Genomic DNA, 12391 nt, shown 5'->3' with positions numbered 1-12391 from the left:
TTGCTGCGGTTGTGCTTCGTTACCGCGGCGCGATTACTGCTTGCCTGCCGGCGCGTCGCCGATGTGGCGGTCGATGAAGCTCATGACCGCTTCGCCGAACTTGATGTTGTTGCTTTCCTTGGCCCAGCCGTGGCCTTCGCCCGTCATGACCATCCACTCGACTTCGTTGCCCTTTTTACGCAGCAGGTCGCGCATGCGCTCGCCATGGACCAGGGGCACGCGCACGTCTTCGCTGCCGTAGGCCATCAGTACCGGCGCCTTGATCTTGCTGACGTTTTCCAGCGCCGATCGTTCCTTCATGTAGGCCAGGTCGGTCTTGGGATCGCCGTGCATCCGCACGCCGAGGTCGTCCATGAACGGCGAGTTGCTGGTATCCGAATAGGACACCGAGAACAGCAGGCTGATATCGGTCACGCCCACCCAGTTCACGCCGCACTTGTACAGGTCGGGGTCTTTCGCCATCCCGTACATGGTGGCATAGCCGCCGTAGCTGGCGCCGATGATGCAGACGCGCTTGGGATCGACGATGCCCTGCTTGACCAGCGCGGCCACGCCATCGGTGATGTCGTCCTGCATCGCCATGCCCCACTGTTTCCAGCCGGCCGTGTGGTGCTTCCAGCCGAAGCCGGTCGACATCCGGAACTGCGGCTGCAGCACCGCGTAGCCGCGCGAGGCCAGCATCTGCGTCATCGGATCGTAGCCCGGCTGGTCGCGCGCGTGCGGGCCGCCGTGGATGTAGGCCACCAGCGGCAGCGCCTTCGGAGCCCGGCCTTCCGGCAAGGTCAGGTAGGCCGGGATGTTGAGCCCGTCACGCGCCGCGTAGTTGATCACGGTCTGCGCCGACAACTTCTTGTTGTCGAACTGCGGCATCAGGCTGAACACCGGCTCCAGTAATTTTTTCGCGGTATCGAAGAAGTAGATCTGGCCGGGCTGGGTAGCGCTGTGCGCCACTGCCACCACGTGATCGCCGCGCCAGGAGAAGCTGACCTTCTGTCCGGGCAGGCTGGCGTCGAGCGTGGCCTGCATCCTGGCGTAGTCCTCGTCGAAATAATACAGCTCGTCGACCATGCTCCTGAAGCCGATGCCGACGATTTTCTTGCGCTGCTCGTCGTACAGCAGGAGGCCATCGATGTCGGCCTGCGGATGCTCGGCAATCAGTTCACCAGGCTTGTTGTTGGCAAAGTCCCACACGAACACCGCCGCCTTGTCGCGCCCGTTGAAACGGCCCGCCACCAGCATGGTCTTGTTGTCGAAATCGAAGCCGAGCGGATCCATTTCCTGACCTTCGTTGAGGTAGGCCGAATAGATCGGTTTCCAGGCCGACTTTTCGTCATCGCGGTAGTAGACGGTCTGGCGGATGCGCTTGTCCGCTTCGACGGTCATCGCCGTGCCGACGCGCACCACGTTGGCGTGGTCCAGCAGCCAGCCGTTGACCTTGCCCGGGTTGTCGAAGGTGAGCAGGGTACGGCGTCCGGTGGTGGTGTCCAGACGGAAGACGTCGCTGGCGCCGAGCGCGGCATCGCGGCCGCGCGCATTGTCGACCACGTACAGGTCGTTGCTGTCGCCGCCTGCGCGCTTGAGCACGCTGACCGGCTTGAACGGCACGTTGGCGTTGCGCGCTTCCTGCAGGCTGGCGCTCAGCTTGCGGAAGTTGCCGCCGTCGCGGTCGACGGCGTACAGGCCGCCGCCGCCGTCGTTCTTCTCCATCGTCTCGTCGCTGCCCTTGCTGATGCCGAATACCAGGCGCTTGTTGTTGACCCACATGGGCGAGCTGATGTTCCAGTCCGGGTCGGAGGCGACCACCTTGGGCTGGCGCGTATCGAGGTCGATCACGGCCAGCACGAAGCGGCCGTTACGCGGGGTCAGCACGGCCATGTTCTTGCCGTCCGGCGACAGGATCGGCTGTCCGCCGAATTGGGGTTTCTTGAAGAAATCGGCGATCGGAATCAGGCGCTCGCCGTGGATGTTCACGGTCGGGGTAGGGACGTCGGCGGCGGCAGCGGCCAGGCCGGGTCCGAACAGGGCTGCAGCCAGCAGCGCATGGATGAGGTTTTTTTTCAAAGTTCGTTCTCGCAAACGTTCAGCTGTATGAAAAAAGAAGCGCCTTAACCCGGAGGTTGCGGCGCTTCTCGTCCTTCAATTACTTGTCAAACAGTCAGATTACTTGAAGCTGTAATCCGCGCTGACCTGGAAGTAACGGCCCATCGGGTTGTGCAGTGGCTGGTAGAAGCCCAGGCCGCTGTACGGGTTGAACGGCGGCTTGCGGTCGAATGCGTTCTGGATCGCGAAGCCCAGCTTCAGGTCCTTCACGCCGAATGCGCCCTTGTAGCTGCCACCCAGGTTAAACACGGTGAACGAAGGGATCTTGTTTTCGCACAATGCCGGGAAGCCTTCGGTTTCGTACACGCAATCGACAGTGTAGTCGCCGACCGGCGCCATGTGGCCGACAAAGACGGCGTCAGCCGACAGCTGCCATGCCGCCTTCTTCCACGCCAGGCCGAAGGTGCCTTGCAGGCGCGGCGTGCCGCGGGTGCCGACGTACTGGATCTGCTCGTCTTCCAGCGACGGCGCGTACTTGTACGAGTGCTGGTACGCCAGTTGCAGGCGTGGTTCCAGGCGGCCGTATTCGCCGAAGTTGAACTTGCCGCGCAGGTCGAGGTCGACACCGCGCACGTCGGTTACCGCCACGTTGGTCAGCAGCAGCTTGACCAGCGAGATTTCGCCGGCGGTTGCGCCCAGGGCCTTGTCGGCGTCGGTCAGCGGATCACGCACGATCACTGCGGCAGGGTCGTTGGCGTAACGGGCCGGATCTTCGAGCACGCGCGTCAGATCGTAAGTACCGATCTCGTTGTCGCGGCGGATGCGCCAGAAGTCCAGGGTAGCCACCAGCCACGAGGTCGGCTCGATCGCCAGGCCCATGGTGTAGCTCTTGGCCGTTTCCGGCGCCAGCGCCGGGTTGGCGCCGCTGTCGTAGGCGCTGCTCGAGTTGCAACCTTCCTTGAACGTTGCGTTGCAACGTGCCGGATCGCGGAAGCCGTTCAGGAATGCGTGGCGCACGTCGCTCGAGTTTTCCACCAGGGTCGGGGCACGGAAGCCTTCGGCATAGGTGCCGCGCACGACGACTTGTGGCGAGATGCTCCACTTCAGGCCGAGTTTCGGCGTGGTCGAGGTGCCATAGTCCGAATAGCGGTCATGACGCACGGCCAGCTGTGCTTCCAGGCTCTTCAGGATCGGAGCCGTCATCTCGGCGTAGACCGATTTGATGGTACGGCTGTTGGTGTAGCCTGGAGGGCTCTGGGCATGGTGATACAGCTCGCCTTCGACCGAGAGCGGATCCGGCGACGTCGTCAGTTTTTCGCGGCGCGCTTCGACGCCGGCTGCGATGCCGACTGCGCCTGCCGGCAGCGTGAACAGCTCGCCGGAAATCTTGCCGTCGATCTGGTACAGCGACGACTTGAAGCCGTCGACCGAGTCGGTCATGATCGACTTCAGCAGGTCGGCATTGCCGGCTGCGTTGCCGAAGATAAACTTGCCGCTGTTGTAAGCTTGCGTAAATGGCGTGAGCAGCAGGCCGCTGGTGTTGTGCGATTCGACCTTGCTGGTGCTGGCGAAGGCAGCGCTTTCCCAGTCCCAGTTGCCGATCGAGCCCTTGACGCCGGCGAGGTAGCGGCCGAAGTCGGTCTTGTTGTCCTGGCCCTGGCCCGGCAGGTCCTTCAGGCTGGCGCGCACGCGCACGGTTCCGTTGCCGCCGGCAAGGGTTTTGCCGTCAGGGCCGATCAGGTCCTTCGGATACTGCGGCGAGGTGATCGGCAGTGCACCGGTAGGCTGGCCATTCTGGCCGGCGACCCAGTGGTACAGGCCGGTAACGCGTGCCTTGTTCTGGTGCGCGATCACTTCGGCGAAGGCGGTCGTGTTGGCATTGATCTGCCAGGTCGCGCGGCTGGTGATGCCGATACGGTCGGTCTTGCCGCCCGAATTGACGTCGCCGTCGGCGAGGTCGTCGAACACGCAGACGTTGCCCTGGGTGCCGGCGCCGAACTGGGTGCTGGCTGGAACCAGGCGGTCAGCCGGGCAGTTGCCGTCGAGGGTACGGGCAACGAACTTGCCGGTGGCCTTGTCGGTCCAGTAGATGTTGCCCGGGTAGGTGTACAGGGTACGCGCATCGCGGTAGCCCCACTCGCGCCAGTCCTGGGTACCGATGTAGTCGTCGCGGTTGCTCAGGAACATCGGCTTGCGCTGACGCACGTCGAGGGTGGCATACGCATTCCAGTGGTTGTCCACCAGGCTGCCGAAGCCGGCGCTCAGGGTGCTGCGCACCTGCTGGCCGTCGCCGCGCGAGGATTTGCCGACCGAGCCGCCGATCTCCACGCCTTCGAAGCTGTCGCGCATGATGATGTTGACGACGCCGGCAATGGCTTCCGAACCGTAGATCGCCGAGGCGCCATCCTTCAGCACTTCGATGCGCTCGACGGCGCCGACCGGGATCGAGTTCAGGTCGACGAAGGTCGTCTGGAATTCAGGCTGGGCATACGGCGCCAGGCGGCGGCCGTTGATCAGCATCAGGGTAGCCTGGCTGCCGATGCCGCGCAGGTTCAGGCTCGAGGCGCCGGCCGAGAAGCCGCCGGTGCGGTCTTCGCTGATGCCGCCGACGTTGGCCGAGATACCCTTGAGTACTTCGGTCAGCGAGGTTGCACCGCCGCGCACCATTTCGTCACGGGTGATGACCTGGACCGGGGACGCGGTTTCGGCGTTGATCCGGCGAATGTTCGAACCGGTCACGTACACCTTGGCGACCGGCTGGCTTTCTTCAGCGGTGCCGGTGGTCGTGCCCTGGGTCTGCGCGAATGCAGAGGCCGGCACGAGGCTCGAGCCGGCGGCGATGGTCAGCGCAACTGCGATGACGCTTGGTTTCAATGCGAATGCTTGTTTCAAAATCTCTCCGTTCGTTATTGCAAATTGCAATTCTCTTTTTGTCTGTCCACCCGCAAGGAATGGACGAGCAAGTCTCGCAGAAAATTACCTTGCATCAAAGAAAACAAAGATAGAAACATGCACAACAACACAAGTTGTTGTTTTTAGGCAGCACCAAGCAGCCAGGCGCCCGCGTTGTTACTTTATGTTACTCAGGACTGCACGGGGGCGGCTATGCTGAAGCACAGGAGGTCTTGCAAGCGCCAGGAGAATTAGCGTTCTTGCGGCCAGGGAGTCAGGATCTCGAAGCCGTGCGCGGTTACCGCGATCATGTGCTCCCACTGGGCCGAGAGCGAACCGTCGCGCGTGACCACGGTCCAGCCGTCGTCCAGCTGGGCCACTTCGTCGTCGCCGGCATTGATCATCGGTTCGACCGTGAAGGTCATGCCTTCCTTCAGCAGCAGACCCGTATTCGGGCGGCCATAGTGCAGCACCTGCGGGTCTTCGTGGTAGACGCGGCCGATGCCGTGGCCGCAATAGTCCCGCACCACTGAATAGCCGGCCGCTTCCGCGATTTTCTGGATCGCATGGCCGATGTCGCCCAGGCGCGAACCCGGACGCACGGTACGGATGCCCGCCATCATGCAGTCGAAGGTGGTATCGACCAGGCGCTTCGCTTCAGGGCTCGGGGTGCCTGCATAATACATGCGGCTGGTGTCGCCGTGCCAGCCGTCCTTGATCACGGTGACGTCGATGTTGACGATGTCGCCGTCCTTGAGGATTTCCTTCTCGCTCGGGATGCCGTGGCAGACCACGCCGTTGACCGAGGTGCACAGGGTTTTCGGGAAGCCGTGGTAGCCGACATTGGCCGGCGTGGCCTTCTGCACCTTGCGGATGTAGTCGTTGCAGCGGCGGTCGAGTTCTTCGGTGGAGACGCCGGGGACGACGTATTCCTTGATCATTTCCAGGACCTCGGCGGCCAGGCGGCCGGCCACGCGCATTTTCGCGATGTCCTTGTCGTTCTTGAGTTTGATGGCCATAAATATGAGTGTGATCGCCGGACGGGTGCGCCGGCTTGGCCCCTATGATAACCGGGAATAAAAAAACGCCGGGCGGACCCGGCGTTTTCAGTTCCCGAAAGGGAAGGATCAGAGCGCGACGCGCACGCCGGCGTACCAGCGGCGGCCGATCGGATCGTAGGTGCCGGCAGCGGTTTCGACGCCGGTGTCGCTACCCGGCATGCCCGAGATGATTGCAGGCGGCTTGGTGTCGAACGCGTTGTTCAGACCGAAGTACAGCTCGGTACCCTTCATGATCTGGTAGGAAGCCTGCAGATCGGTGTAGGTACGCGAACCGAACTTGACCGAGTTCGCCGGCAGAGCCGGGGTCAGGGCGGCCAGGAACTGGTCGTCGAGCGCCGAGCGGCCGATGTAGGTCATGGTCGCGCTGACGCTGAGGTCGTTCCACTTGTAGCCGATGTCGAACAGGGCCTTGTTCTTCGGCGCGCCGATTTCACCTGCGAACGGATCTTGTTCGGCGTCCGGCGTTTCCTTGATCCAGCCTTGCTTCACGTAGGTATAGGCCAGCTTGGTCGACAGGCGGCCAGGGCCGACGCGGTCGTTCCAGGCTGCGGTCAGGTCGATACCTTCGGTGGTGAAGCCGCCGGTGTTCGACACGGCGGTGTCGACCAGGTCTAGCGAGCCGGCGCTGTTGTTGCCGGTGGCGGTCGGACGGCGGGTGATGAACGAGCACATTGCCGGGTTCGAACCGTTGTAGCAGCTCTGCAGCGCGTACTGGCGGCCGGTGGACAGGATGGCGTCGGCGATCTTGATGTTGAAGTAGTCAGCCGTGAAGGTGAAGCGCTTCAGGACATCGATCCCACGCGGGGTCCAGACCACGCCGAAGGTGGTCGAACGGCCTTTTTCCGCCTTCAGGTCCGGGTTGCCGCGGTTGAAGCCGCTGACGCCCTGGATGTCGGCCTGGTTCAGGGTGAACTCGCCGTTGGCGGCGATATTTGCCGCCACGCCTGGGTTGGCACGGCACAGTGCATCGTACTGGCCGTTCGAGGTCGCGGTCACGCCCAGGCAAGGATCGTTCAGGCCGGACGGGAAGTCCTGGCTCGGCGCCTGGTACAGTTCGTTGATGTTCGGCGCGCGGGTCGACAGCGAACGGGTGCCGCGGATCTTGACGTCGTCGATCACCGACCATTCGACGCCGGCGTTCCAGCTGTTGGTGCTGCCCACCGACGAGTAATCGCCATGGCGGAAGGCGCCGAGGAAGTCCAGGCTCTTGACGAACGGCATGTCCTTCAGCAGCGGTACGCGGGATTCGAGGAAGATTTCCTTGACGCTGAACTCACCCGAGGTCGGCGGGGTCGCATTGCCGGCGTTCAGGCCAGCCTGGGTCAGGGCGTCCGGCACGGCGCTCGAGAATTCCTTGCGCCATTCGAAGCCTGCCGCCACGCCCAGCGGGCCGGCCGGCAGATCCCAGACTTCGCCGTTGATCTGGCCGCCCACCAGTTTCTGGGTGGTGCGGGTCAGCAGCGAGCCAGGTGCCGTCACGTATTTCAGCGCTTCCGGCGAGATCGTGTTGAAGCCGAAGATATTGATCGGCACGCAACCCTGGATGCGGGCGTCGGCGCTGGCGCAAACCGGGGCGCCGCCGTTCTCGCCCGGGATGGCCTGCAGCGCGTTGGCGAAGTTCAGGACATTGACCTGGCCGGTCGACTGCTGGGCTTCCTTGGTCTGGCCATAGCCGCCGTAGACTTCATAGTTCCAGGTCTTCCAGGCGTCGAATTCGCCCTTGACGCCGGTGACGAAGCGGAAGGTGTCGCGCTCGGCGGTGCTGCCGCGGCTACCGACTTCCGACAGGCGGCGGGTGAAGTAGTAGTCAGGGATGCCGTCGCCATCGTTGTCGCTGATGCGGTCTCGCAGGTACTGTGGCACCAGCGGATTCATGACCAGGCTGCCGTTGACCATGGAGCCGGCCGGCACCGAGCCGCCGGTCGACGGGAAGATGTCTTCCGCGCCCAGGGCGAACGGTTCGATGCTGGTCGACACGTGGGAAGACGCGTAGGTGCCTTCCATGAAGGCGCGGGTCTTTTCGTTGATCTTCAGTTCGCCGTTGGTGGCGAACAGGTAGCGTTCGACCGGCACGGCGATCGAGCGGAACTCGTTGCGGTTGAAGCCGGTGGCCACGCCGCCATTGGTGCCGTTGGTGTTCGCCGGAATGACGTTGCCGCTGCGGTCGTAGGTGAAGCTGCCGCTGTCAGGGAAGAAAGTGCCCTGTGGCGCGAAGCTGGAGTAGAAAGGACGCTGGACGGTGAACAGGTCCGCGCTGTTGCCGGTGCTGGCTGCGCGGGTCTGCTGGTCGACGGAGGAGCGCTCACGGTCGCGCGACCATACCTGGCCCTGGCGCGAGTAGCCCAGGTGGCCCATCAGGAAGCCGTCGTCGTTGCTGGTGCCGAAGGTCGCCGAGAACTTGCGCTTCTGGTCGTCGTTCTTCGAGCTCTCGCCCATCTGGGCGTCCAGCATGATGCCGTTGAAGCTGCGCTTGGTGATGATGTTGACCACGCCGGCCACTGCATCGGAGCCGTAGGCTGCCGAGGCGCCGCCGGTCAGGAGTTCGACGCGTTCGATGAAGTCGGTCGGGATGGAGTTCAGGTCGACTGCGGATTCGCCCGGGATACCGGAAACGAAACGGCGGCCGTTGACCAGCACCAGGGTACGCGAGGTGCCCAGGTTACGCAGGTCGACGGTAGCCACGCCCACGCTGGCGGTCTGGAAAGCCGAGTTGGTGCGGCTGATTGCCGGCGAGCCCATGGTCGGGTTATCCAGCAGCACCTGCTGCAGGTTGGCAGCGCCCGAGGCGGCGATGTCGGCGGCCGACAGCACCTGCAGCGGCGATGGCGAATCGGCGTTCGGCGAGCGGATGCGCGAACCGGTCACTTCGATGCGCTGCATAGGCTGCTGGGCTTCAGTTGCCGCGGCGGCCTGCTGCTGGGCAGCACCACTCTGGTTTTGCCCGCCTTGCGTCTGCATCTCCTGCGCGTACGCGGTGCTCATGCCCACGGCGAGGCCGCTCAGGCAGATCACGCGGATCGACCGGGACAAAATTGTTTCCATCATTTTGCAACACTCCTCAGAAAAAAATCAGTCAAACCTGCAAGCAGGCCACTGGCTACATCGTGATGCTGGCCATTGTTTTAATCAAAAACAACTGCCGCGCAAATACACAACCGGGCAATGGAATCATCTCGGATGCAAGCTTGTCAATTAGACTCAATTTTAAATTTAGAAATGTTGCAAAATTGTGTAATTACAAAGTTCCAACCGTGCGCGTCTTGACGCTATACCCGGCAGCAGTTAATGCTGGGCAGGCGGCCAGCCTTGGTGCCGGCCCGGCGAGGCAGCTTATATGTATGCCGTATGCACGAAAAAAATCCGCCGGGGAGGCCGGCGGATATCTGGGCTGGCGCAGCGTGGCGGCCGCCACGCTGCATGAGTCGCGTCAGAACCTGTAGGACGCGTTGATGTACGCGGTGCGGCCGCGCGCATCGTAGTAACGGTCGTCGTAGCCGAACTGCTGGCCACGGTTCGCCCCCGAGGTCGATGGAACGAAGGGCGGATCCTTGTCGGTCAGGTTCAGGATGCCGGCGGTGACCGACCAGGTCGGGTTCGGGGTCCAGACCGTCTGCAGGTCGAAGGTGGCGAAGGACTTGACCTTGTAGCGCACTTCTTCCTGGCCGGTGACGTTGCCGCCGGCGTCGAGCACGTCGACCAGGGTTGCCTGGTCGCTGTAGCCCGACTTGAAGTTCGCGCTCAGCGTGGTCGAGAAGTCGCCCGTCTTGAGGGTGTTGCGCCAGGTGCCGCGGTTGCGGAAGGTGACCGTGCCCAGCTCGGCGAAGTTGCCGATGGCCGAGAAATACTCGCCGTCTTCTTCCAGCTGGCTCTTCTCGCGCAGCATCTGCGAGATGTTCAGCTGCGAAGTCAGCGCGCCCCAGGGCGTCCGGTAGCGGCCCGTGATGTCCCAGTCGATACCGGTGGCGTAGTACTTGCCCAGGTTCTGGTTATCCGCCTTGAAGGCCAGGTAGTTGCGGCCCGTTGCAATGTCCACCTGCGAACCCCAGGAGTTCGGGAATTGCAGCGGATTGGCGAACACGACCTGCTCGCTCAGCTGGCCGAAGGTATCGCGGATCGACACGGTCCAGATGTCGGCGCCAAGGCTCAGCGCGCGGAACGGCTCGTAACGGAAGCCCAGTGTGGCCTGGCGCGATTTTTCCGGCTTCAGGCCCTGGTTGCCGCCGGCCAGCTGGTCGTACTGGGCGCTGCCGGGACGGCAGATCGCACCGTTGGCCGTCGCGACCTGCTGCAATTCGGGCGTGCAAGTGTAGTTTTCGCTCGTCACGCCGAAACTCTGGAGCGCGGCATTGACCTGGGGCACCGTTGGTGCATGGAAGCCGTTCCCGACCGAACCGCGGACCAGGAAGCTGGTCGTCGGCGACCACTTGAAGCTGGCCTTGCCGGTCCAGGCGCTGCCGAAGTCCGAGTAGTGGTCGTAGCGGGCTGCGGCGCCCAGTTCCACGTTTTTGATAACCGGCATCACCAACTCGGCGAAGACGCCTTTCGAATTGCGCTTCGCCGTGTAGGGCAGCGAGCTGGCGGCATCGCCGAAGCGCTGGTCGCATTCGAGGCCGGTGCTCGGGCCGCACAGGGTGCCCGCGACCGGATCGGCCAGCGCGCCCTGGGCGAACAGGCTGGGCTTCGAGGAGAATTCCTCGCGGTTGAAGTTGACGCCGACGCCCAGCATCATGGCGCCGCCCGCCAGCTGCATCAGCGGGCGCGAGCCGGTCAGCGCGACCGAATTGAGTTCGGACACGCCGCCATCCCAGTAGCCGTCGAAGGCGATCGCGTTGATCGCTTCCTGTGCGGCGGCGCTTTGCTGGCCCGGTCCGACGAAGGGATCGAGCAGGCCGCTGCTGGTCAGATTGCTGACGGCGAGGGCGCCGGGATAGCCGGAGATATCGCCGCGCACCTTGCTCTTCGAGAAGTTGTACGAGGCGTCGTAATCCCAGCCGGCGTAGCTGCCGCGCGAACCGAGCACGGCGCTGGCGAACTGGGCGACGTCCTTCGAGGTGCGCTGGCCCAGGTCGAACAGGCGGTAGAAGGCGACCGTGTCGCCGGTGATGCCGAGCGGCGCCAGGTACTGGTTGTGCAGGGCCGAGCCGGCATCGATCGAGACCTGCCCCGGTACCGGCGCGATGCGCGAGTTCTGCTTGGTTTGCGAGAGCAGCACGTCGGCGTACAGTTCCTGGCCGAAGGCCTTGGCCGTGGCGGACACCATCAGGTTATCGCGCTTGCGTTCCGGGAAGATCTCGAGGTCCTTCACGAAGTCGTAGCCGCAATAGTCGTCGACGAAATTCTCGCCGTCGACGGTGTAAGGCTGGGTAACGCGGAAGGTCTTCTCCGGGCAGCTGCCGGCGGTGCGCAGGGCAGGACTGATCAGCTCGCCGCGGTCGTTGAGGACGTTGGCCGGGATCGGGCTGGCCGAGAATTGCTGGATGCGGTACTGCTTGCCGTTCGCCGAGAAGGTACGCTGGCCAGTGTTGGCGAACGAGCGGCTGTCCGAGCTCAGCTTGGTGCGTTCGTCGTGGCCGAAGGTCAGCATCACGTTCCAGCCGTCGTCCTCGAGCGAACCGAAGCCCTTGGTCAGGCTGAAGCGGCGCTCGCGGGCGCCGTCTTCAGGGTGCGAATAGCCGATCGTGATGTCGGCGTCGGTACGGTCGCGCTTGGTGATGAAATTGACGACGCCGGCGATCGCGTCGGCACCGTACAGTGCGGAGGCGCCGTCGGTCAGCAGTTCGACGCGGTCGATGGCCGACAGCGGAATCGAGTTCAGGTCGAAGCCTGCGGCGAAGCCGGTCAGGGTCTGGCCGCCGAATTGCGCGAGGCGCTTGCCGTTGAGCAGGACCAGGGTACGGGTCTCGCCCACGTTGTGGATGGAGATGCCCGAGAAGCCGAAGGTCTGGCCGCCGACCGAGGCCGATTCGCCGGTCGAGCCCTGCACCGTCGACATGCGCTGCACCAGGTCGGCCATCGAGGTGACGCCCGATGCGCGAATGGCTTCGGCGGTCACGGTCGTGACCGGCAATGCGCCTTCGGCGGCAATCCGCTTGATCGAGGAACCGGTCACCTCCACGCGCTGCATTACCGGCTGTTCCGTTTGCTCTTGTGCGAAGGCGGGGAGGGCGGCGGCGCCCAGGCCGAAAGCGACGCCGCCGGAAAACATCAGGCGCAAGGATTGCGCCAACACTGTTTCGTTAAACATGGCTGTCCCTATTTATATATGCATGGGAATGCCAGGCGATCCGCGTGGAAGCCCGGCAAACGTATGTCAGCTTCTCGGCGTGGAAAGCAACGCCGTCTTGTCACGAATGCATAAAAACATTGGGGGATAGCGCTGTCAACGCGCACGATTTGTA

The 12391-nt window shown here is 63.5% G+C and carries 6 protein-coding genes; 1 reads left to right on the top strand and 5 read right to left on the bottom strand.

Annotated elements, in window-relative coordinates:
* Nucleotides 1–33: 33 nt before the first annotated feature.
* The 4 genes from ACFPQ5_RS01180 to ACFPQ5_RS01165 all read right to left on the bottom strand — a co-directional run bounded on the left by ACFPQ5_RS01180 (nucleotide 34) and on the right by ACFPQ5_RS01165 (nucleotide 9038).
* Complete coding sequence (locus ACFPQ5_RS01180; RefSeq protein WP_379751087.1) at nucleotides 34–2061, bottom strand: S9 family peptidase; 2028 nt, start codon at nucleotides 2059–2061, stop codon at nucleotides 34–36.
* A 99-nt stretch (nucleotides 2062–2160) separates the two neighbouring features.
* Nucleotides 2161–4932 (bottom strand): TonB-dependent receptor, encoded by a 2772-nt coding sequence (locus ACFPQ5_RS01175; protein WP_379751085.1) that lies wholly within the window; start codon nucleotides 4930–4932, stop codon nucleotides 2161–2163.
* A gap of 251 nt (nucleotides 4933–5183) precedes the next feature.
* Nucleotides 5184–5951: a type I methionyl aminopeptidase gene (map, locus tag ACFPQ5_RS01170; RefSeq protein WP_379751083.1), complete on the bottom strand. Its 768-nt coding sequence runs from the start codon at nucleotides 5949–5951 to the stop codon at nucleotides 5184–5186.
* A gap of 108 nt (nucleotides 5952–6059) precedes the next feature.
* Nucleotides 6060–9038 carry a TonB-dependent receptor domain-containing protein gene (locus tag ACFPQ5_RS01165; protein WP_379751081.1) on the bottom strand — a complete coding sequence of 993 codons (2979 nt, stop codon included), beginning with the start codon at nucleotides 9036–9038 and terminating at the stop codon, nucleotides 6060–6062.
* Between ACFPQ5_RS01165 and ACFPQ5_RS01160 the strand changes: the two genes are divergently transcribed.
* Entirely contained in the window at nucleotides 9026–9433 is a 408-nt protein-coding gene (locus tag ACFPQ5_RS01160) for a hypothetical protein (protein WP_379751079.1), read from the top strand. The two genes, ACFPQ5_RS01165 and ACFPQ5_RS01160, sit on opposite strands and share 13 nt — an antisense overlap.
* Here the strand turns inward: ACFPQ5_RS01160 and ACFPQ5_RS01155 are convergent.
* Nucleotides 9421–12237 (bottom strand): TonB-dependent receptor domain-containing protein, encoded by a 2817-nt coding sequence (locus ACFPQ5_RS01155; protein ID WP_379751077.1) that lies wholly within the window; start codon nucleotides 12235–12237, stop codon nucleotides 9421–9423. The two genes, ACFPQ5_RS01160 and ACFPQ5_RS01155, sit on opposite strands and share 13 nt — an antisense overlap.
* Nucleotides 12238–12391 lie beyond the last annotated feature (154 nt).

This window comes from Massilia suwonensis, assembly GCF_042655665.1.
GTDB lineage: Bacteria > Pseudomonadota > Gammaproteobacteria > Burkholderiales > Burkholderiaceae_D > Telluria > Telluria suwonensis.
This window is presented reverse-complemented; position numbering and strand designations above follow the sequence as displayed.

What these genes read in the sequence shown, in the direction of transcription:
- ACFPQ5_RS01165 (WP_379751081.1), bottom strand. Translation starts at nt 9,038, where the DNA reads ATGATGGAAACAATTTTGTCCCGGTCGATCCGCGTGATCTGCCTGAGC.
- map (WP_379751083.1), bottom strand. Translation starts at nt 5,951, where the DNA reads ATGGCCATCAAACTCAAGAACGACAAGGACATCGCGAAAATGCGCGTG.
- ACFPQ5_RS01155 (WP_379751077.1), bottom strand. Translation starts at nt 12,237, where the DNA reads ATGTTTAACGAAACAGTGTTGGCGCAATCCTTGCGCCTGATGTTTTCC.